Here is a 20,970-nt window from a genome sequence, read left to right as displayed (position 1 = left end):
TCAATTACTATGATGATTACGATTTAATTTGAGAATCAAAAAAATCGAGGAGGATTCGGGGAAGCCATCTTCCTTCTGGATTGTCTGGAGAGGGATCACTGATAAAACCTACATGTCCCCCTTTTTCCGTAAGAACGGTTTGTAAAAGTGGGTAAGTCTTCCAGCGAATTTCATGCCACACTTCGGAAGGAACCACAGGATCATCCTCCGCATGTACAATCAGGCCAGGAACTTTGATACCACCTAAGTATTTTACACTCGAACAAATATTATAGTATTCCAATACATTCGCATAACCAGAAATTGGTGCAGTAAAGAAATCATCAAAATCAAAAAAAGATTTACTGCGTAAAACTCTCTCTTTCATTTTATCTGAGATTTCATAAACCCCTGAGGTTACCTTTTCTTTCATGGTATCCAAAAAATGATCCCGGTAAAAATTTCCAGCGCGGGAATCAATAAAGTCACAACTTCGTTTTAAATCCAAAGGAGGGGATGTTGCCGAAAAGGCTTTTGAATAATGTTCCCTTTTTTCTCCAAAAAATTTAATCACCATATTGGCGGACAATGAAAATCCAGAAACAAATATAGATCTTGTAAAATGTTTATATATGTACTTTAAGACAGCATCCAAGTCTTCCGATTGGCCGGCATTGTAAGGTTTTTTAGCGATCCCAAGGCCACGGCCACAGTTACGTAAATTCATTCGAATTACCCCATAACCACGGTTTAGTGCTTCTTGACCAACACTTACCATATAATGTGATTCCGAACTGCCTTCCATTCCGTGAATGAGGAGTAAATAATGTCCGTTCCACTTAGAGGCATTTTTTCGAACTTGGGAGAGAGGGGGATTGTGTTCTAACCAAAGGAGATCCCCAGACCCATCGTTTGTGGGAATGAGGATACTCTCTGAATAATACTCATCCTCTAGAGTATTGTCTGGAGGAAAAAGTACGTTGTAGACAGTTTGTAAATGCCTACCTTCTAAAAATCTTCTAGGTTTGAATTCTCTGTTAGACGACGTCAATTGTGTTTACGATCTTATCTACAATCCCGTAAGCCAAAGCTTGGTCGGCATCCATATAATAATCGCGATCAGTGTCTTCCACCAATTGTTCGTAGGTTTTGCCACAAGCCTCAGCTAACATTTGATTGAGTTTTTCTTTAGTTTTGACAATGTCTTGCGCATGGATGAGTAAATCTGTAGCAGGAGCTTGGATTTGTCCTCCAATCGAAGGTTGGTGGATCATCACACGACCGTTAGGCCAGATGTAACGATTCCCTTTTTTTCCTCCAATGAGAAGGATGGAACCCATAGAAGCTGCCATCCCCATACACACTGTATGAACAGGTGAGGAAATCATCTGCATGGTGTCATAAACGACTAGTCCAGAGGTGACAACACCACCGGGGCTATTGATATAAAACGTAATTGGTTTTCCAGGATCTACCATTTCCAAATACATAAGTTTGGCTGTGAGTTCCTTAGAGGATTCGTCAGTGACAGGACCCCAGAGAAAGATTTTCCGTTTTTCCAGGAATTTCTTACCCATGTTTTTGTCGCTAATGAGATCTTGGATGGTTTCGGTGATTTCTTTTTCTGGTGTTTCTTCTTCTGGCATATTAATTCAGTCTTTTGTGATTAGACATAGGTTGCAAGCGTTTCAGCTTGAAGTAAACGCCTAGAATCAGGAAAACACTGAAAGAAATAAAAAAGAAACGTAATAAAAAGAGGGGTGGTTCTTTCCATTCCCCACTGAGTCCCGCAGTACGTAATGTCGCAGCAGGAATCACCTTTGGTTTTTCTGGTGATTGCGAGATTGATTCTTCAAATTTCAATACATGTGCCGTTTCAGAAAGTAGGTAATACTTCCTTGCTTCCTGTTCCAAGGCATAAGCATCATTTTTTAGGCGGCGTTCTTTCTCTTCCAACCCTTGGTTTTCGACCACAAGCCTCTCTACTTCCGCATTGAGATTTTGTAACTCTTTCTCGAGGCGCATACGTTCGGCAATCCCTGAATCGGACAAAAGTCCAAGGTAGAGACCAGCGCAAATATACATTACGAGTAGGGAGGCTTTGGTTGGTGTCATATTACCTTAGGTTGTAAAAAGTATTTACTCCGCTATAAGTGGCATTTTTACCGAGTTCTTCTTCGATACGAAGGAGTTCGTTGTATTTTGCAATTCGGTCAGTTCTGCTGAGTGATCCTGTTTTGATCTGGCCGGAGTTGGTTGCTACAGCGATATGGGAAATAGTAGAATCTTCTGTTTCCCCAGACCTGTGAGACACAACTGCAGTGTACTGAGCTTTTTTTGCCATTTCAATGGCACTGAGGGTTTCTGTGAGAGTTCCAATTTGGTTCACTTTGATGAGAATGGAGTTACCAATCCCTTTTTCGATCCCTTGTGCGAGTTTTTTGATATTGGTTACGAACAAATCATCCCCCACAAGTTGGATCTTTTTCCCCAGTTTTTCGGAAAGTTTTTTCCAGCCTGTCCAATCGTTTTCATCCAGACCGTCTTCCATGGTAATGATCGGATACTTCGACACTAAATTTGAGTAGTATTCTACGAGTTCTTCGGCAGTCTTTTCTGGTTTTTTCTCGGCTTTTAGAACATACTTCTTTTTTTTCTCATCGTAGAACTCAGAGGCTGCGCAGTCCAAACCGATTTTGATGTCCAGGTCTGGTTTGTATCCAGCCTTTTCAATGGCAGTGAGGATCACCTCAATGGCTTCGCTATTGCTAGTTAGGTTAGGAGCAAATCCACCTTCATCACCCACAGCAGTATTTAGACCTTTTCCTTTCAGAACGGACTTCAAACTATGGAACACTTCGGCACCCATACGAAGGGCTTCGCGAAAGTTGGGAGCAGAGACTGGTAGAATCATAAATTCTTGAAAGTCGATGTTATTGTCAGCGTGAGCTCCACCATTGATGATATTCATCATAGGCACAGGAAGTTCACGAGCAAAAGTTCCACCGATATAACGGTATAGTGGAAGGCCAGTATGTACCGCAGCGGCTTTTGCCACAGCCATTGAAACTCCAAGAAGCGCATTGGCACCTAACTTAGATTTATTGGCAGTTCCATCCAGAGAGATCATAGTTCCATCAATGAGTAATTGGTTTGTTGCCGAAAGGCCTAAGATGAATTTAGAGATTTTAGAATTTACATTTTCTACAGCTTTTAGTACACCTTTTCCGGAATATCTTTTTTTATCACCGTCACGAAGTTCGACTGCTTCGTGTTCACCAGTTGACGCACCAGAGGGAACCGCTGCACGACCAAAGGAACCGTCTTCTAGAGTGACATCCACTTCAACAGTTGGATTTCCTCTGGAATCCATGATTTCTCGGGCTTTGACGGAACGAATGCTATCTTTTTGGGACATCGGGAATTGTTTCTCCTAAGGGATAATTTCCTCCCAGTCTTAGGAATTTTAAGCCTCTGACAATAAACTTTTTCGACAAAGAGCCTAGTTCCAGGAAAATGACTTAAAAAGAAGAGGGAACCGTGAACGAACGCCAAAAATTCACCCGCAATTTTTCCATCATCGCCCATGTCGACCATGGAAAATCCACTCTGGCGGATCGTTTGCTTGAGATTGGTCTTGTCACTGACCAAAGGACAAAAAAAGACCAAATCCTCGATTCCATGGACATCGAAAGGGAACGTGGGATTACCATCAAAGCGAACAATGCGTCCTTTGATTACCATGCCAAAGATGGAAACGTATACCACCTCAATTTAATTGATACCCCAGGCCACGTAGATTTTACGTACGAAGTGTCCCGTTCCCTTGCTGCCTGCGAAGGGGTTTTACTCATCGTAGATGCAAGCCAAGGAGTGGAAGCTCAAACTTTGGCCAATTTATATTTAGCGATGGATTTAAATCTTCGCATAATTCCTGTTATTAACAAAATCGATCTTCCTTCTGCTGATATTGACAAATGTAAACTCATGATTGAAGAATCTTTGGGCTTAAATCCCGACGAAGCCATTCCAATTTCTGCAAAAACGGGACTGAATGTACTAGAAGTGCTCGAATCCATTTGTTATTTATTACCTCCTCCTGTTGGGGAAGTAGATGCTCCTCTCAAAGCATTAATTTATGATTCCTTCTTTGACACCTATATGGGTGTGGTTGCCAAAGTGCGTTTGTATGATGGAAAACTTCGCAAAGGCGAAATGATCCATATGATGAACATTGGACGCCAATTTACAGTTACAGAAGTTGGGATCAACAGGCTTTCTATGGTAGCATGCGAAGAACTCCAAGCAGGTGACGTAGGTTATGTGGTCGCTGGGATGAAAAAGATGGGGGATGCCAAAACTGGGGATACCATTACCATTGCCAATAGACAAACGTCAGAAATTGTCAAAGGGTTTAAGGATGCAAAACCTATGGTATTTGCTGGACTTTTTCCTATCAACGGGGAAGACTTTGACGCTCTCGTAGATGCCATCGAAAAACTAAAGTTAAACGATTCAGCTCTTACCTTTGAAAGGGAAAATTCAGCAGCCCTAGGATTTGGTTTTCGGGTAGGGTATTTAGGCCTTCTCCATATGGAAATTGTTCAGGAAAGGTTAGAGCGTGAATTTAATTTAGCCCTAATCACCACAGCGCCGTCTGTAAAATTTCGAATCACAACAACCAAAGACGAAGTGATCGAAGTGGATAACCCAAGTAAGTGGCCTGATCCCATATTAATCGGAAAGTCAGAAGAACCTTTTGTCAAAGCTACCATCATTGCTCCAGAATCGTACGTCGGAAATATCATGTCTCTTGTGATCGAAAAACGAGGGATCCACATGGATACAGTTTATCTTTCGAAAGACAAACTCCAACTTACATACGAACTTCCGTTAGCTGAGCTTATTTTCGAGTTTTATGACAAACTCAAATCTTATACCAAAGGGTATGCTTCCTTGGATTATGAAGAAGTCGGGTATAGAGATTCCAAACTGGTTCGTATGGATATCCTTGTGAATGGGGAGCCGGTGGATGCACTCTCTTCCATTGTTCACAAATCAAAAGCAGAAGAAAGGGGAAGGGTCATCATTGAAAAATTAAAAGACCTCATCCCTCGCCATCAGTTTATGATTCCACTCCAAGCAGCCATTGGATCCAAAGTGGTAGCTCGGGAAAGTATTTCTGCCCTTCGTAAGAACGTAACAGCTAAGTGTTACGGTGGAGACATATCTCGTAAGAAAAAACTCCTAGAGAAACAAAAAGAAGGGAAAAAACGGATGAAGCAAATTGGAAATGTGGAAATTCCACAGGAAGCCTTCCTATCCATTTTGAAAACTGGGGACTAGATTTTAAAATTGTGCCAAACAATTCTTTTGGCACAAAATGGGTTCGTGTCAACCAAGCACCAAGTCCATCTATCCAACCAAACAAGGTTAATACAAAATGAACCTTGTTCCTGCTGATATTTCCTATCGTTCCCATTTTTTTCCTGAACTTCCAATCCGAATTTCAGAAATCCCTTTTGTGGCATTTGATTTTATACAAAAAGAAACTAAGTTAACCAAAGACCCTCACAATTTGCCCTCCCTTCCGGCAGTCCATTTTATCCGTGATGACTTACTTCCTCTTGGTTTTGGAACCAAGTGGAGAAAAACGCAAGGGATCCTCCAGTATTTGCAAAAGAACCAAATCCAAAGGGTGCTCCTTTGGGGTTCCATCCATGGAAACTATTTAGCAAGTTTTACGACCATTCTCCGTAAGAATGGATTCACTGTGGAAACCATTGCTTACACAAGGGATCCGCATTTCCGGTCATATAACGAAAAATTGGTGCGAGGCCATTCCCATAATTTGGTCTGTTATGCGAACAGAAAGTCTGCCTTTGATGATTGGTTGGCAAAAGAAAAAGAGTATCAGGGGTTATCTTTACCCGAATTTGGAATCCATCCTGGACAGAACCTTTGCCTCCGTTCCTTTTGGCAGGAGCTAGAGAAAAAAATCTTTCAGTCTCTAGATACCTCTCCAGATAAGAAGGATCCAAAATCACCTATCAATCAAAAAATCAATGCCATCCTACGAATGGAAATTGGATCGGGGGCCACATTCATTTCTGCCTTTGATTATTTTTATGAAACTTCCATTTCTATACAAGGAGTGATGGTAGGTGAAAAAAAAGACACTTGGCTCACAAAGACTGAAGATATACAAAAACGGTTGGGACTAAAAACAATCCCCATCCCGACAGAACAAATAGTGGAAATCCCAAAAGAAACAAATCTATCTCAAATCCAAATGCATTTAGGAAACACTACGAGTAAAAAACAAACCTCCGTTTCCTTCGGAAAACAGAACCAATCACAAAAAGAATGGATTCGAAAGTTTTATCGAAATACAAATATCCTCTTAGAACCGATTTATAGTGGAATGACGGTTTTGCCCTTACTCAGGGAAATATACGAAATGCAAATAGCGACAAAGCAATTGCCAAATACTGCTTCGTCTTTATCTTCCGGAAAGAATCCAACCTTTTCAAACCATTCACCTCCGATTTTTTACCTCCACCAAGGGGGCCAAATCCAACATCTAGATTTGTTTCTGGAGAAAGAATCGAAATGAGCTCCCTTGAAACACCACTTGTTTCCATCATCCTTCCCACGTTTAACCGAAAGAGAATTGTGGACCGAGCGATACAATCGGTAATCAGCCAAACCTATCCACATTGGGAACTGCATATTGTGGATGATGGATCCACTGATGATACTTGGAAAGATCTTCTTTCTAAACTACCTCGGTGGAAAGGGGAACTATCTTCCTTTGGTAGGAATAAAAAATCCATCCAAGTCCACCAAACAGAACACAGGGGAGTGAGTGCTACCAGAAACTTTGGAGTCGAAAAAGCCAGTGGCGAGTGGATTGCATTTTTAGATTCAGATGATGCGTGGTATCCCGAGAAACTTTCCAAACAAATCGAATTTCATAAATCCCATCCTGAATTGTTCTTTTCCCAAACGAGGGAGGTTTGGAACAAAAAAGGAAATTTAATGGAACCCAAAGGAAAATACCAGAAACGTTCCGGTATGTTTTTAAAAGAATCCTTGGAACTCTGTATGGTGACCTCTTCCAGTTTTTTGGCTCACAAACAAACCTTAGGTGAAATCGGACTTTTTCGCACCGAACTACCTGTTTGTGAAGATTATGATTTATGGAACCGAATTCTTTTGGCGGGACATTCCATTGGGCTAATCGAGGAAAACTTAATGGTTCGTTATGGTGGCCATGAGGACCAACTTTCAAATAAGTATCTAGCTCTCGAAAGATTTCGTTTGTATTCGCTACTACTTACAAAAGAGGAATTTAGAGAAAATGGAAAATGGGATTTATTAGAACCGCAGGCAAAGTTACTTTTCCGAAATGCGATCAAGTCTAGGATAGACACCATCCTCCAAGGTCGATCCAAACGAGGAAAAGATACAGAATGGATAGAGAACTTACTTACCGATTTTTTATCGGAAACACCAATTTCGAAAAAGAATTTAGAATCATTGTTAGTTGATGGTTTGTTTGAATCAGAAAGAACTTGATCAAATCATCATTTAAGGATTCTCAAATAAGCAAAATTTCGGTATCTATCTGATTCTAAAAAAAATAGAATCGAAACAAGTTTTCCAGAGTAAAAAAACAAAGCCCTATAAAAAAACCCGACTGTTTCCAATCGGGTTTTCGCTAAGAAGCCCACAAAATTAAACACTTTGTGGCAAGTCTTATAACAGAGATAAATCTCTCTAAAACCGATTGGCCTTAAGAGGAAATATACTCTCTGTTAAGTCTAGTGATGAAGTTTACCGAAATTTCTTTCGGGCATGCTGCTTCACATTCGTATTGGTTTGTACAATTTCCAAATCCTTCTTTGTCCATTGCACTTACCATTTTGCGAACACGTTCTTTCTTTTCGACTGCACCTTGAGGTAGAAGTGCTAAGTGAGATACTTTTGCAGAGACAAAAAGCATCGCTGAGGCATTTTTACATGCAGCCACACAAGCGCCGCATCCAATACAAGTTGCAGCATCCATCGCCAGGTCAGCATCTACCTTTGGAATGGGTAGGGCATTTCCATCGGGAGCTCCACCTGTATTGATAGAAACATACCCACCAGCTTGGATGATTCGATCAAAAGCGGAACGATCCACAATTAAATCTTTTGCCACAGGAAAAGCTTTGGCTCTCCATGGTTCAATGTAAACTGTGTCGCCATCTTTAAACTTACGCATATGCAACTGGCAAGTGGTGGTTCCTTTTTCTGGACCATGCGGAACCCCGTTGATCACCATAGAACATGCCCCACAAATCCCTTCACGGCAGTCATGGTCAAAAGCGATAGGATCGTCGCCTTTTTTGATTAGGCCATCGTTTACAACATCCAACATCTCAAGAAAAGACATATGTTCGCTGATGTTGTTTGCTTCATAACTCACCATACGACCTTTATCGTTTTTATCTTTTTGTCGCCAAACTTTAAGGTGTAACTTCATAGTATCCATTATTTGTAGCTCCTTACGGCTAGGTGGATGTTTTCATACTCGAGTTTTTCACGGTGTTCTTCTGGAGCTTTTCCTTCACCTTTATATTCCCAAGCAGTTACGTGACAGAATTTATCGTCATTACGTTTTGCCTCGCCATCTTCTGTTTGGTGTTCCTCACGGAAGTGACCACCGCAAGATTCTTCTCGTTTGAGAGCATCTAAACAGAGTAGTTCACCAAACTCTAAGTAGTCGGCTACGCGACCGGCTTTTTCTAACTCTTGGTTGAGTTCAGAACCAGAACCTGCAACTTTTACGTTTTTCCAGAATTCTTCACGAAGTTCCGGAATTCTTTGGAGTGCATCCTTTAGGCCTTTTTCGTTACGAGCCATACCACACTGATCCCACATGATTTTACCAAGAGCTCTATGGAAATCGTCTGGAGTTTTTTTACCGTTGATGGCTAACAATTTGTTTGTCATCTCGCGAACACGTGCTTCTGCTTCTTTGAATTCTGGTCTATCAGTAGAAATATTTTTATGACCTTCACGGGCAAAATAATCACCAATAGTATAAGGAATCACAAAGTATCCATCCGCCAAACCTTGCATGAGAGCAGATGCTCCGAGTCGGTTCGCACCGTGGTCAGAGAAGTTTGCTTCTCCGAGAACGTGAAGACCAGGAATGTTAGACATTAAATTGTAATCCACCCAAAGCCCGCCCATAGTGTAGTGAACCGCAGGGTAAATACGCATTGGCACTTTGTATGGGTTTTCTCCCGTAATGCGTTCATACATTTGGAAGAGGTTGTCGTAGCGGTCAGCTACTACTGGTTCACCCAAACGTTTGATGGAATCAGAAAAATCTAAGTAAACACCAAGTCGTTTGTCACCAACTTTTGGACCCACGCCGAGACCATTGTCACAAGCTTCTTTTGCAGAACGTGAGGAAATGTCACGAGGAGCTAAGTTTCCGTAAGATGGGTATTTTCTTTCGAGGTAATAATCTCTTTCCTCTTCTGGAATTTCATGAGGTGCACGAAGGTCATCTTTTTTCTTAGGTACCCAAACCCGTCCATCGTTACGGAGTGATTCAGACATAAGAGTAAGTTTAGATTGGTAATCACCTGCTTGTGGGATACAAGTAGGGTGAATTTGCGTATAACAAGGGTTTGCAAATCCTGCCCCTTTTTTGTAAGCACGGTAAGTGGCAGTTACGTTCGAACCTTTTGCGTTGGTAGAAAGGTAAAATACGTTTCCGTACCCGCCAGATGCTAAAATGACCGCATCACCAGAATGTGAAGAAATCTCTCCAGTCACTAGATCACGAACTACGATTCCTTTGGCATGACCATCCACTAAAACTAGTTCCAACATCTCTGTTCTAGGATGCATTTTGACAGCACCACGAGAGATTTGTTTTTCTAGAGCTGAGTAGGCACCAAGTAACAACTGTTGGCCGGTTTGACCTTTAGCATAAAAAGTTCTAGATACTTGCGCTCCACCGAATGAACGGTTGGAAAGCGTTCCACCATACTCTCGAGCAAAAGGAACCCCTTGTGCCACGCACTGGTCAATGATGTTTGTGGATTCATGAGCCAAACGGTATACGTTTGCTTCGCGAGCACGGAAATCACCACCTTTGACTGTGTCGTAAAACAATCTGTAAACGGAGTCACCGTCGTTTTGGTAGTTCTTTGCCGCATTGATCCCACCTTGAGCAGCAATGGAGTGGGCTCGTCTTGGACTGTCTTGGAAACAAAAAACAGAAACTTGGTATCCAAGTTCCGAAAGTGTTGCAGCAGCAGAAGCTCCCGCAAGTCCCGTTCCCACAATGATGACTTTGTATTTACGTTTGTTAGCTGGGTTTACAAGTTTGATATCTTGTTTGTGTTTGTCCCATTTTTGTTCCAATGGGCCCGATGGAATTTTTGCATCTAATTTCATAACTTCTCCTAAAAACCCTTAACGGACATACCCGAGTAAAATCGAGATCGGCATGGAACAATTTCCAAGGAAGACGATAAGGCCAAGTCCTGTGGAAAATTTCTGAATGGTTGGGTTGTGTTTTGGTGCAAGGAATCCCAAAGTCTGAAACATAGATCCCAAAGCATGAGAAAAATGTAGAGCTAGGAAAACCATAAAAACAATATAAGTTCCTGAAATGATAGGATCTTGAAATCCAAGAATCACCATCGCATAAACATCATGAACTACATCACCGTTTTTAAGTATGTATTCAAAGCTGTAATGTTCTGGGTTAGTGATTCCTAAAGTAAAATGTGCAAGGTGATACACAAGGAACGTAAGAAGGAGTAGTCCACTATATGCCATCGTACGAGAAGCTAACGAAGCTTGGATGGTAGAACCTTTTGCATAAGATACAGGCCTTGCTTTTGTATTTTCAATTTTTAAGAGGATCGCTGTACACACGTGACCAAAAAAAGCCACGATCAGCCCAATCCTTGCTACCCACAATAGGGGTCCTAAATCTTTGAGAAACTTTGCATAGGTGTTTAATTTTTCTGGTCCTTGGAAAACTTGAAGGTTTCCGACCATATGAACGATCACGAATCCAAACCAGATAAATCCGGTAATGGCCATTATGATCTTCTTTCCAATTGAGGATCGAAAGAAGTCTAGACTCAACGTCATTGAAGAGCTCCTGATAGATTATAGGTGTAAATTTTTCTATTACGTCCAGTTTCAGACTGATTCCACTTCCCGTAAATTCATAAATCTTTAGCAAAGGAAACTTGGGAATTTGAGTTTCTTTCTCAATAAGAAAGAGGTAGAATTCGAACTGTGGAAAAGGGGTTGAGTTTGGGCGTCGACCCGGTGATAGTTGCAAAATCTTGCATAGAGAACAAAAAAGGAACAGCCTAATTTACCATTCCTGGACCAAGTTTCTAATTCTTTTGATTCTTCTGAATCTCACCACAGTTTGTTCCAAACCCGGTCAAAATTTTCCAGAAAACAGGAAAGAATATCTTCGAGAAGTAGGATTACCGATCCTTGTGACCATTCGTCCACGGCATAAAATCAATTCGAAAGAATTACAACTGTTTGTCAAAACAGAAAACCTAACGAACATTAGCATTTCAAAGTTTCAGATTTTATTTTTTGCCCTCGATGCACAAAAACAGATTTTAATTCCTGACGACAAGAAAACCCCTGAATTAATTTGTTCGATTGAAAAAAAAATCCAACCTAATGTAATTCTCAAATGCCATGTAGGGCCTCATGTTTATACAAACCTATGGTATACAATTCAAATTCAATCTATATCATTTACCACGGATGACCAGATACGTCATGTCATAAGCGAAGAAGACTTGGATGATGTTGCTGTTTGGTTATAAAATTTAGTCATTTAATTTCAAAATAAAGGCATCAGAAATTAAAAATAGAAAGGAATCCAATGGTGTTGACACCTAATTCATGGAATTTTAATATTCCCAGACCATTATGTTTTCTAAAATCAAAAATGATCTCCCTTCAGGTTTAGTTGTATTCTTAGTTGCGCTTCCTCTTTGTTTGGGAGTGGCATTGGCAAGTGGAGCACCTATACTTTCAGGAGTCATATCAGGGGTCATTGGTGGAGTGATTGTAGGAATCTTAAGTCATTCCAGTACAAGTGTCAGTGGTCCTGCTGCCGGACTAGTAACTTTAGTGTTAGCTGCAATCGCAGGTCTTGGAGATTATCAAACTTTCCTTCTTTCTGTATTTTTGGCCGGGTTTATCCAAATCGCGATTGGTTTTTTACGGGGTGGGTTTATCGCAAATTATATTCCATCGAATGTAATCCAAGGTCTACTAGCTTCTATTGGGATCATCCTCATTCTCAAACAAATTCCTCATGCTGTTGGATTTGACGTAGATCCAGAAGAAGACTTTATTTTTTTCCAGAAAGATGGAGAAAACACTTTCTCGGAACTTTTTAATGTTATTAATTTTTTTTCATGGGGAGCAGTTGCAATTGCAGTTTCTTCTTTAGCTCTTATCTTTACTTATGAAAAAATAAAATGGAAACCTCTACAATTTTTACCTTCACCTGTCCTTGTTATACTTTCAGGAATTCTTCTGAACGGAATATTTCAAATTTATTTTCCAGGATTTTATCTCTCAGAAAAACACTTAGTATCTATTCCTAACATTAAAAATTGGGAATCCGTATTTTTCTTCCCTAATTTCTCCGCCATTACTGATACCAAGGTTTGGTATTTTGCATTTACGATTTCTGCCTTTGCAACTCTAGAAACCTTACTGAATTTAGATGCTGTTGAAAGAATTGATCCGCACAAACGGTTAGCCTCACCAAACAGAGAACTGGTTGCCCAAGGAATCGGGAATTCTCTTTCAGGTTTGATTGGTGGATTACCAATTACTTCGGTGATTGTTAGAAGTTCTGTCAATATTTATGCGGGAGCGGAGTCAAAACTCTCAACGATTTTTCACGGAATTCTTTTGTCTATTAGTGTTGTTTTTTTTGGATCTTTCCTAAACTTAATTCCATTATCTTCATTGGCAGTCATATTAATTGTAACTGGCTTTAAACTGACAAATTTAAGTTTGTACAAAACCATTTACAAAAAAGGAATTTATCAATTCCTCCCATTTATTGCCACAATATTTGCAATCATTTTCACTGACCTACTAACAGGTGTATTAATAGGACTCTCTATCAGTTTTATCTTTATCCTCAAAAATAACTACAAAAATCCATTTTCGGTAGAAACGGAAACCCTGAATATTGGAGAAACCATCAGAATAGAACTTCCAAATCAAGTTTCATTTTTGAACAAGGCATCAATTAAAGATACACTTTGGGCATTACCTGAAAATTCTAAATTAATTGTAGATGCTTCAAATTGTAATTTCATTGACCATGATATATTGGAAGTTTTGGAAGAATTTAAAACTGTTGTTTCTATAGAAAAAAAGATACAACTCAATTTGATTGGCTTAAAGGATTCTTACGAGCTCAGTGATCAGGTTCAGTTTGTAAACATTCTGGACAAAGAAGCACAACAAAAACTAACTCCTGATGAAATTTTAGATTTTCTAAAAAGAGGCAACGAAAGGTTTGTCAAAGGGAAATGGTCTGAAAAATATTTTAAACACCAGGTAAATGCTACCGCCTTTGGACAAAATCCGATAGCGGTGGTTCTATCCTGCATTGATTCCAGAACAAGTCCCGAAATCATTTTTGATGCTGGTCTAGGTGATATCATTTCAATTCGTATTGCAGGAAATATTGTTAACGAAGAAATTTTGGGAAGTCTTGAGTTATCCTGCGATAAAATCGGGACTAAATTAATCGTTGTTCTCGGTCATTCTAATTGCGGAGCAGTTTCTAGTGCTTTATATGCACTTCGAGAAGGAAATATAGCGAGCATAACGAACAAAATTCAAAAAGCAATCGATGAATCAGAAAAAATAATCCATCCCATTCAAAAGGAAAATGAACATATTTTCAATCATGTAGTAAAAGCAAATGTAAAAAATTCCATTCAAGAGATCTTAATTAAAAGTCCATTTTTAATGGGAAAAGTGAACTCAAAAGAAATTAAAATAGTCTCAGGATTTTACGATACTTCATCTGGTGAAGTTCAGTTTTTTGAATCGATAGAGTAACTTTGTAAAAACAAAAAATAATAACCAGGATTTTAGGAAACCCAGACAACAGAATGTTCATTATCCTGTTTATCTGGGAAAAAGTCATAGAAATATAAATTTACTTGTATACAGCAACAAACAATGGTTTGTATGCATTTCGATTTACGTAAGCGATAAAAGCATTGGCAACGACAACAAAAATCCCAACTGGAATTCCATCTGGAGCAATCATCAAGTGAACAAGCAAAATGTTCACAACAATGGGCGCAATGACAATGGATGCCAATGGAACAAACCTGCCAGACAAAAAGGCAATCGCACAGACTAACTCTGTCACTTTAATGAGAGTCATTAAATAACCAGATGCTTTGATCCCGTCATTAAACACCTTTAAATCTCCCGTAGTTTCTGGTTGCTGAACCAAATTAAAAAGAATTACGACGGAAGAAAAAAGGAATAATGCACCAAGCAAAACCCTAACAATTATATAAGCAATTTTCATACCATTTTCCTTTAAATGTTATTATTTCCAAACTAGGACTTTTCAAAATCCAGCCCAGTTTTCCGAATTCTTTAGGAAACAAAAAGAAAGTCATTATGTTTTTAAAGCATTCTAAATCATAAAATTAGAAATTTTACGAAAGTTTTGGGACTTTTACCACTCGATCTGCAATAAACTCGTTGTTTGGTGGCATTAATTTTCAGGTAAAACTTATGAAATACCGATTCCGACTGGCTTCAGCTTTAGTCTGTTTGTTGGTACATTGTGTAGCAACTTCACGTACAGATTTTTCGCAATCAGAAAGATCTGAAAAAGCGCTAAGACTCCAATACGCACAGGAACTGGAAACGAAAGTATTAAAAGTAGGTCCATCGCATGAAATTTCAATTGGACAGTTTGCACTCCAATCACTCTCAAACACTAGCCCTCGTTATTTTACCGTGAGTTCTTTGTCTCCCATAAAGTCAGACGAACCTCTGGAACCAGGGGTGATTGTACTAAGTAAGGTACAGGTGGATCGGTCATTAGAATTTGAAGAAGGAACCACAAAATTTCATCATGCAACCTTTGCTTCAATTGTGGAATTTTTGGTAATAAACCCGTTGGGAGAACAACAAAGAATTTTGGGGCACTCTGGACAAATCACCTCCAGGACAATTCCTTTCAGTGCAGAAGATACAGAATCAAAAGAAAAAATTGCTACAAGCATTCAATCCGCCATCGAAGAAGGTTTAAAAAAAATTGTCTCAATGAAAGAATTTCCAACCTTATTTTATAGTCAAAATATGTTTCAAAGGTGAAATCCAATGCCTTCCTCATTACCGTCTGAACCAGGATTTTAATGCATCTCTATATAAAGTATGTATTGAGACACAACTGTAAAGGATGTACGAGTAAACTCATTCGGGTGTCGCCTATTATGCGACATAATACTAATTATGGGAAGCTGTATATTGCTTCATAATAGATAGTATTTGAAATCAAAGTAAGGCTTCAAAAGTGAAAGTATTCGAATGAAAGGATTTTGAAGCCTGTATTTATTTTCCCTTAAAAATGAGTATGCGGTGATTATCAAAATCACCTACCGATCGTAAAGACGCCATATGGATTATAGAACGTTCTGGCAGTTGAGGTAATTCCAACAACACCGGTCTGCCCATCGTCATTTGATGCATTGTTTGTAAAATCACTTTGACCCAAAACTAAATCTGCTGGTTGACCGTTAGTCGTGGGGATTGTATTCCAAATCAAAACACGATGGTGACCTTCATCAAACAACGATTAGTTTTCCGTTGGCTGTGGATACTCACTCGCTTGAAGACAAATCAGTGTTGGAACAGGCTCAAGCAAACCTATTTATTTCCCTTCTAATAAAATAGAATCTAGTTTGTCAAAGGAATCGGACCAACCAATCTGCATTACTTGTTTCAAACTTTGAAACGTTTGCCTTTCTGCATCGGAAGCAATTCCAAAAACTTCCCAACGAACCACAACTTTCGTTCTATTGGATCCATCAGGATAAAACCTAACGGTAGTTAATAGTTTATCAGGATAGGACTGCGAAAAGGGTGCTTTGATTAAATTTCCTGATTTGTCCGAAAAATTTTGAATGTATACAATTAGATCACTGGAATTGATGATTTTGTAATGTAGAGTGCCAAACTTTGTTTTCCCATCGGCAGTAGTCATCGACCATAAAGAAGTTCCTCCTTCTTTTACGTCTGCCTTAATAAAATTCATGGAAGCACCTTTAGGCCCCAACCATCTCATAAATCGATTGGGATTTACCCAAGCTTCAAAAACCAATTTCGGCTTTGCTTTAAAGGTTCGATTGATAACAAAAACGTTAGGATCTACCGAATCTTTAGAAATCGAATCATCGGTGACCTTTAGGGAGTGGCATCCACTTAAAATTAATGTGCAGAGATTAAGAATCAACTTAATTGAAAGATTGGTTTTCATGGAAATGTCCCCTACTTTATTTTCTCCAAATATTTCGCTAGATTTCCTATATGTTGTTTTCCACCTTCAATGGCTCCATATTTCTCATTGACTCTTTCTAACTCTTGTTTGCTGGAAAAAATCTGTTCCATAATGAGATTTGTTCCTTCACCAGCTGCTTCAAAAATAATTCTGGATTGGAAATTGACATCTTCATCTCCTTCGCCATCTCCAATATGTTTATACAAAATGGATTTAGGTTTATGAATGTTGATAAATTGAATTTTGTTTTGATAATCATGTCCATCTGGCCCATGCATAATAAATTCCCAAATCCCACCATTAGAAAAATCCAAACTTTTGATTGTTAATGTAAATCCATCAGGACCCCACCATTCCATTAAATGTTCAGGCTTCGACCAAACTTCAAAAAGAAGATCCACTGAAACATCGAAATATTTTTTATACGTAACCTTGTTTTCTTCAACGACTGTTTCTAAATTATTTTTTATCATTTAATCTCTCCATTTTTAATTTCATTACATAACGATCCAATTTATCCAAACGTTTCACCCAGAGGTTCTTGATTTCCAAAATCCAATCTTCCATTTCCTTCATTCCTTCCTGGTTTAGGCTATAAATACGTTTCTGTGCCTCTTTTTTCATATGGAGGATGTTCGTTTCTTTTAGTAGTTTCAGATGTTGGGAAATTGCAGGTGGGCTCATTTGAAAATTATCGCTAATTTCGGTAGCGGTGAGTTCCCCATTTTTGGCAACAAGCCTCACGATATCCCTTCTTGTCTCATCTGCCAACACGGCAAAAGCATTCATAACAACAATAATTAAGTTATTACTTAATTAAGTCAATACTTAATTAAAAACAAACGGCTCTATTTCTTTTTTGAAATTAAATCCTTCCAGGTAGTTTTGTGTTTTTGCCGTTTGATCCAAAAATCCATCTGATCAATAAGTTTAACAAATGTTTGCCGAAAGATTTCTGAACAAACCTCCTCTTTGTTCATTCGGAATTTTCTAGAATCAGTCTGATTCTAATTTTAAATTCTCATTTACCTTTTTTATCATATTTATGTTTTTTTTATTGCAAACGTTCTATAATCCTATGTCATTTCTTTTCAGTTGTGAATTACAGAACCTTGTTCTCATAACATAATCAAGAACGTAAAATACCAACGAGGAACCATATGACAACATCAGATCTTAGAAATCCATCTGTTGTGGTGATCGGTGCAGGAATGACCGGCATCCTACTTGCAATCGAGTTAGAAAAAGCAGGGATCACTGACGTTACCATTTTAGAGAAAAAAAATGACCTAGGCGGAACTTGGAGAGAAAATACTTATCCTGGTGTTGCTTGTGACATTCCTGCTCATATGTATACTTACAGTTTTGAGCCAAATCCAGAGTGGAGCCATCGTTTTGCCCATGGGGATGAAATCCAAACCTACTTCAAACGAGTTAGTGATAAGTACAAAGTTACCCCAAAAATTCATTTTAATGAAGCTGTTTCAGAAGCATCCTATCGCAATGGGAAATGGACAACAAAAACAAATCAGGGGAAAACTTACGTTTCCGATTTTCTGATTTCTGCCACAGGAATTTTACACCATCCGGCTCGCCCAAACATACCAGGACTCGATTCCTTCCAAGGAAAATGTTTTCACACTGCGGAATGGAACCATTCGGTTGACTTAAAAGGAAAAAGAATTGGGATCATTGGTACTGGTTCCACTGCAGCCCAAGTGATTCCAGAAATGATCAAAGTGGGTCAAAAAGTTTCAGTATTCCAAAGGACACCGCAGTGGATTGTTCGTGTTCCCGATACCGATTACACAGAAAAGGATAAAGAACGTTGGAGAAAAGACAGAAACATTCTTAAACGATTTCACAAATGGTATACCTTTGCTGTGGAACAAACATTTTCAAAAGCAGTCATTGGTAAAAAAATTCCTCACTTGCTAATGAGTTTTCTTTGTAAAAGAAATTTAAAAAATTCTATTAAAGATCCAGTTTTGCGTGCCAAACTAACACCGAATTATCGGGTAGGTTGCAAACGTGTCATCGTGAACTCCACTTTCTATGATGCCATCCAAAAACCTAATGCAGACTTGGTGACAGATGGGATTGAAAAAATCACAGAAAAGGGAGTTGTGACCAAAGACGGAAAACTCCATGAACTTGATGTTTTGATTCTAGCAACAGGTTTTCATCCATTTAATTTCATGAGGCCAATGAACCTAACAGGAAAAGATGGTATTTCCATTGAAACAGTTTGGAAAAAGAAAGTCCAAGCCTACAGGTCTTTGTTCATTCCTCATTTTCCCAATTTTGTCCTGATGCTCGGACCGAATACACCTATTGGAAACTTCTCGGTAATTGCGATGAGTGAAGTCCAAACAAAATATGTGATGAAGATCATCCAAGATTGGAGAAAAAAGAAATTTGATGAAATTGAAACCACCGAAGATGCTTTGAAACAATTTGCCGCTTACCTCAAAAAAGGGATGGGTAATACCGTTTGGCTCGGTGGATGCCAAAGTTGGTATTTAGATCCAGATGGTGATCCAGCAATGTGGCCTTACACTTGGAGTCGCTGGGAAAAGGAAATGAAAACTCCTGATTACAAAGACTTTGTTACGAAATCCTTTTCACTTTAATTTAAAATCCTAAACAACATTTTTGTGGTCTCTCTAAATAAGAGAGACCATTTTTTTTTCAAACATTATCGATTCGAACTTTGTAATTTTGATTCGATATCTTTAAAACATTTTTCAACAACCAATAAATTACTAGTTTCTATCATCTTTTCAATATTTGCAGTTCGATAAAAACCATAAATTTCAACAGTGAGTTCTGCTTCTTCCACCAAAGTATTGGAAGCATAAATTTGCGTACCTTTATATAAATTATAATCTATTTGGACTTTATAATTTGTTTCACGAATCTGGATAGGCCAATAACCGACCAGGGGATAAATTGCAGGCCAAGTCCACCAATAATTGTAAGTATCCGAATATTTCGGATGAATCGTTACATCCAAAATAAAATCATCAGAAGTAATTTTAGTAGTATCATTCGGAGCCGATACCTTGCTAAAAAGTCTAGTAGATTTGAGGTGATCAATAAAAACAGATTTCCATCTATTCACAAATAATATTCTGTCATAAGTGATGATATCGAACTTACCTATAAAAAGTTGATTTGGATATTTTGAGATTAGAAGTTCCGAATCCTGTTTTATAGGAGGAATTTGTCTTATATCTACCTGACAAGATAGGAAACTAAATGACAAAAACAAAAATAACACTTTTGAACGCATTTAATCACAAAATTACAAACCTAACCGCTGTCAAGTTAATCTAACAATCGTAGGATAATGTATGGGTTTTTACGGCCATCCAATGTAGACACCAAAACGTCTAAGATATCTTTAGGAACTCCGACACATCCAGAGGTTGGTTTGTCTTCATTCCATGGATGTAAAAAGATCATACTTCCATAACCAGGTATAGGTGGGCTTGTATTGTGTTCTATGACTATAAACAATTCATAAATTCCTGAATCCCAAAGAGAAACTGCACCTTTTTCTTTATGTTTGATGAGTTGGTTGTAATGTTTGGACGTAGAAACATCAGTCCAATGAGAATTTTTCGAAATTTCAATATATTCTAAACTTTGAATTTTCCTTTTTTCTTTGCCTAGAATTCTTTGCACTGGAAAAATACCTGAAGGTGTGTGTCCGTCCCCTTCTCGTTTCACTTCTCCCTGGATGATTCCATTTTTACCCAGTCGCACAGGAATATTTTCCAAAACAGGCTTCCATTCCCCGTCCTCTAGGCTGTAAAAATACAAATTTCCTTTCGTTTCTTTTGCATATGCTGTGATGAATATGATTTGTTCTGACTCGTGAAAAGCCTCTTTTGTATCTGACTTGTCACCTTCTATTGTTTGTGACCCGAAAAGAGATAAGGGAAAACCCGAACTAAGTAGAAAAAAACAGATTGCTAAGGAGAAAATTCGTGAAATTTTAAGGGAAATATCTAAAAGATTGGTGATTTTTGGAAGAAGGTTTTGTGGATTGAAGGAAATCAAAACGCAAAAAAGCAGACCTGCTCCCCCTGCTGGGCTCGAACCAGCGACCCAATGATTAACAGTCATTTGCTCTACCGACTGAGCTAAAGGGGAATCTCGAATCTGTGACCATGATACGGAGAAAGGTCGCTAGGTCAACGAAAAAAAACTTTCAGAGCCTACAGAAATTTTGAAAAAATTCTAAGAATCGAGGGAAGCTTCAGATAAAAAATGGATGTTTCCAACTAAAGATACCTTCATTGTGACATAATCCTCTCCGCTCCTGGTAGAGGAAAAAATAGAAATTGTATATGTTGTTGTAG

20 protein-coding genes and 1 tRNA gene are annotated in these 20,970 nt (G+C 38.7%); 7 read left to right on the top strand and 14 right to left on the bottom strand.

The features are described from left to right. Positions 1–16: 16 nt before the first annotated feature. From CH364_RS07440 to eno, 4 genes are read right to left on the bottom strand one after another with little or no spacing between them, the layout of a single operon-like run. Complete coding sequence (locus CH364_RS07440) at positions 17–1,030, bottom strand: YheT family hydrolase (protein WP_100742908.1); 1,014 nt, start codon at positions 1,028–1,030, stop codon at positions 17–19. After that, the gene (locus CH364_RS07435; RefSeq protein WP_100742907.1) at positions 1,017–1,625 is read right to left on the bottom strand and encodes a ClpP family protease; all 609 of its coding nucleotides are present in this window, start codon (positions 1,623–1,625) and stop codon (positions 1,017–1,019) included. The genes CH364_RS07440 and CH364_RS07435 overlap by 14 nt, the downstream gene beginning before the upstream one ends. 1 nt (position 1,626) lies before the next feature. Further along, a complete protein-coding gene (locus CH364_RS07430) occupies positions 1,627–2,094 on the bottom strand; it encodes an FtsB family cell division protein (RefSeq protein WP_100742906.1) in 468 nt (155 codons plus the stop codon). A gap of 1 nt (position 2,095) precedes the next feature. Next, a complete protein-coding gene (gene eno / locus CH364_RS07425) occupies positions 2,096–3,397 on the bottom strand; it encodes a phosphopyruvate hydratase (RefSeq protein ID WP_100742905.1) in 1,302 nt (433 codons plus the stop codon). A 122-nt stretch (positions 3,398–3,519) separates the two neighbouring features. Here eno and lepA point away from each other — a divergent pair, with 122 nt between their 5' ends. From lepA to CH364_RS07410, 3 genes are all read left to right on the top strand, one after another. Further along, positions 3,520–5,325, top strand: a complete 1,806-nt coding sequence (lepA, locus tag CH364_RS07420; RefSeq protein WP_100742904.1) for a translation elongation factor 4 — start codon at positions 3,520–3,522, stop codon at positions 5,323–5,325. 97 nt (positions 5,326–5,422) lie between these two features. Continuing rightward, entirely contained in the window at positions 5,423–6,595 is a 1,173-nt protein-coding gene (locus CH364_RS07415; RefSeq protein WP_100742903.1) for a hypothetical protein, read from the top strand. Next, positions 6,592–7,560 carry a glycosyltransferase family 2 protein gene (locus CH364_RS07410; protein WP_100742902.1) on the top strand — a complete coding sequence of 323 codons (969 nt, stop codon included), beginning with the start codon at positions 6,592–6,594 and terminating at the stop codon, positions 7,558–7,560. The genes CH364_RS07415 and CH364_RS07410 overlap by 4 nt, the downstream gene beginning before the upstream one ends. Positions 7,561–7,777: 217 nt before the next feature. Here CH364_RS07410 and CH364_RS07405 read toward each other — a convergent pair whose 3' ends face one another. From CH364_RS07405 to CH364_RS07395, 3 genes are read right to left on the bottom strand one after another with little or no spacing between them, the layout of a single operon-like run. After that, positions 7,778–8,509, bottom strand: a complete 732-nt coding sequence (locus CH364_RS07405; RefSeq protein WP_100743465.1) for a succinate dehydrogenase/fumarate reductase iron-sulfur subunit — start codon at positions 8,507–8,509, stop codon at positions 7,778–7,780. A gap of 8 nt (positions 8,510–8,517) precedes the next feature. After that, positions 8,518–10,443 carry a fumarate reductase/succinate dehydrogenase flavoprotein subunit gene (locus tag CH364_RS07400; RefSeq protein ID WP_100742901.1) on the bottom strand — a complete coding sequence of 642 codons (1,926 nt, stop codon included), beginning with the start codon at positions 10,441–10,443 and terminating at the stop codon, positions 8,518–8,520. Positions 10,444–10,461: 18 nt separating this feature from the next. Continuing rightward, entirely contained in the window at positions 10,462–11,151 is a 690-nt protein-coding gene (locus CH364_RS07395) for a succinate dehydrogenase cytochrome b subunit (protein WP_100742900.1), read from the bottom strand. A 257-nt stretch (positions 11,152–11,408) separates the two neighbouring features. On the opposite strand from CH364_RS07395, the gene CH364_RS07390 reads away from it, so the two are divergent. Continuing rightward, positions 11,409–11,858 (top strand): hypothetical protein, encoded by a 450-nt coding sequence (locus CH364_RS07390; protein ID WP_207762245.1) that lies wholly within the window; start codon positions 11,409–11,411, stop codon positions 11,856–11,858. Positions 11,859–11,964: 106 nt separating this feature from the next. Further along, positions 11,965–14,133 carry a SulP family inorganic anion transporter gene (locus tag CH364_RS07385; RefSeq protein ID WP_100742899.1) on the top strand — a complete coding sequence of 723 codons (2,169 nt, stop codon included), beginning with the start codon at positions 11,965–11,967 and terminating at the stop codon, positions 14,131–14,133. 100 nt (positions 14,134–14,233) lie between these two features. On the opposite strand, the gene CH364_RS07380 is transcribed toward CH364_RS07385, so the two are convergent. Beyond that, positions 14,234–14,617: a DoxX family membrane protein gene (locus CH364_RS07380; protein ID WP_100742898.1), complete on the bottom strand. Its 384-nt coding sequence runs from the start codon at positions 14,615–14,617 to the stop codon at positions 14,234–14,236. Positions 14,618–14,829: 212 nt separating this feature from the next. Here CH364_RS07380 and CH364_RS07375 point away from each other — a divergent pair, with 212 nt between their 5' ends. Next, entirely contained in the window at positions 14,830–15,417 is a 588-nt protein-coding gene (locus CH364_RS07375) for a hypothetical protein (RefSeq protein ID WP_100743463.1), read from the top strand. A gap of 556 nt (positions 15,418–15,973) precedes the next feature. Here CH364_RS07375 and CH364_RS07365 read toward each other — a convergent pair. Genes CH364_RS07365 through CH364_RS07355 form a run of 3 tightly spaced genes read right to left on the bottom strand, consistent with a single transcriptional unit; the run spans position 15,974 to position 17,389 of the window. After that, positions 15,974–16,579, bottom strand: a complete 606-nt coding sequence (locus CH364_RS07365; protein WP_100742897.1) for an SRPBCC family protein — start codon at positions 16,577–16,579, stop codon at positions 15,974–15,976. An 11-nt stretch (positions 16,580–16,590) separates the two neighbouring features. Beyond that, a complete protein-coding gene (locus CH364_RS07360; RefSeq protein ID WP_100742896.1) occupies positions 16,591–17,073 on the bottom strand; it encodes an SRPBCC domain-containing protein in 483 nt (160 codons plus the stop codon). Continuing rightward, complete coding sequence (locus CH364_RS07355; RefSeq protein WP_100742895.1) at positions 17,060–17,389, bottom strand: ArsR/SmtB family transcription factor; 330 nt, start codon at positions 17,387–17,389, stop codon at positions 17,060–17,062. The genes CH364_RS07360 and CH364_RS07355 overlap by 14 nt, the downstream gene beginning before the upstream one ends. Positions 17,390–17,760: 371 nt before the next feature. Here CH364_RS07355 and CH364_RS07350 point away from each other — a divergent pair, with 371 nt between their 5' ends. Beyond that, a complete protein-coding gene (locus tag CH364_RS07350) occupies positions 17,761–19,233 on the top strand; it encodes a flavin-containing monooxygenase (protein WP_100742894.1) in 1,473 nt (490 codons plus the stop codon). 65 nt (positions 19,234–19,298) lie between these two features. Here the strand turns inward: CH364_RS07350 and CH364_RS07345 are convergent, their stop codons facing one another. The 3 genes from CH364_RS07345 to CH364_RS07335 form a co-directional block, all read right to left on the bottom strand. Further along, positions 19,299–19,895 (bottom strand): LBF_2127 family putative lipoprotein, encoded by a 597-nt coding sequence (locus tag CH364_RS07345; protein ID WP_100742893.1) that lies wholly within the window; start codon positions 19,893–19,895, stop codon positions 19,299–19,301. 35 nt (positions 19,896–19,930) lie between these two features. Next, a complete protein-coding gene (locus tag CH364_RS07340) occupies positions 19,931–20,668 on the bottom strand; it encodes a L,D-transpeptidase family protein (protein WP_165779489.1) in 738 nt (245 codons plus the stop codon). Positions 20,669–20,688: 20 nt separating this feature from the next. Further along, a tRNA-Asn gene (locus CH364_RS07335) sits at positions 20,689–20,761 on the bottom strand. Positions 20,762–20,970: the final 209 nt, after the last annotated feature.

Source organism: Leptospira harrisiae (genome assembly GCF_002811945.1).
GTDB classification, from domain to species: domain Bacteria; phylum Spirochaetota; class Leptospiria; order Leptospirales; family Leptospiraceae; genus Leptospira_A; species Leptospira_A harrisiae.
The sequence above is the reverse complement of the archived record's forward strand: the minus strand, read 5'-3'. Positions and strand labels throughout refer to the sequence as shown.

Excerpts from the sequence above, each read along its gene's own strand:
- CH364_RS07435 (WP_100742907.1), bottom strand. The coding sequence starts at position 1,625 with ATGCCAGAAGAAGAAACACCAGAAAAAGAAATCACCGAAACCATCCAA.
- CH364_RS07430 (WP_100742906.1), bottom strand. The coding sequence starts at position 2,094 with ATGACACCAACCAAAGCCTCCCTACTCGTAATGTATATTTGCGCTGGT.
- eno (WP_100742905.1), bottom strand. The coding sequence starts at position 3,397 with ATGTCCCAAAAAGATAGCATTCGTTCCGTCAAAGCCCGAGAAATCATG.
- CH364_RS07415 (WP_100742903.1), top strand. The coding sequence starts at position 5,423 with ATGAACCTTGTTCCTGCTGATATTTCCTATCGTTCCCATTTTTTTCCT.
- CH364_RS07410 (WP_100742902.1), top strand. The coding sequence starts at position 6,592 with ATGAGCTCCCTTGAAACACCACTTGTTTCCATCATCCTTCCCACGTTT.
- CH364_RS07405 (WP_100743465.1), bottom strand. The coding sequence starts at position 8,509 with ATGAAGTTACACCTTAAAGTTTGGCGACAAAAAGATAAAAACGATAAA.
- CH364_RS07400 (WP_100742901.1), bottom strand. The coding sequence starts at position 10,443 with ATGAAATTAGATGCAAAAATTCCATCGGGCCCATTGGAACAAAAATGG.
- CH364_RS07395 (WP_100742900.1), bottom strand. The coding sequence starts at position 11,151 with ATGACGTTGAGTCTAGACTTCTTTCGATCCTCAATTGGAAAGAAGATC.
- CH364_RS07385 (WP_100742899.1), top strand. The coding sequence starts at position 11,965 with ATGTTTTCTAAAATCAAAAATGATCTCCCTTCAGGTTTAGTTGTATTC.
- CH364_RS07380 (WP_100742898.1), bottom strand. The coding sequence starts at position 14,617 with ATGAAAATTGCTTATATAATTGTTAGGGTTTTGCTTGGTGCATTATTC.
- CH364_RS07375 (WP_100743463.1), top strand. The coding sequence starts at position 14,830 with ATGAAATACCGATTCCGACTGGCTTCAGCTTTAGTCTGTTTGTTGGTA.
- CH364_RS07365 (WP_100742897.1), bottom strand. The coding sequence starts at position 16,579 with ATGAAAACCAATCTTTCAATTAAGTTGATTCTTAATCTCTGCACATTA.
- CH364_RS07360 (WP_100742896.1), bottom strand. The coding sequence starts at position 17,073 with ATGATAAAAAATAATTTAGAAACAGTCGTTGAAGAAAACAAGGTTACG.
- CH364_RS07355 (WP_100742895.1), bottom strand. The coding sequence starts at position 17,389 with ATGAATGCTTTTGCCGTGTTGGCAGATGAGACAAGAAGGGATATCGTG.
- CH364_RS07350 (WP_100742894.1), top strand. The coding sequence starts at position 17,761 with ATGACAACATCAGATCTTAGAAATCCATCTGTTGTGGTGATCGGTGCA.
- CH364_RS07345 (WP_100742893.1), bottom strand. The coding sequence starts at position 19,895 with ATGCGTTCAAAAGTGTTATTTTTGTTTTTGTCATTTAGTTTCCTATCT.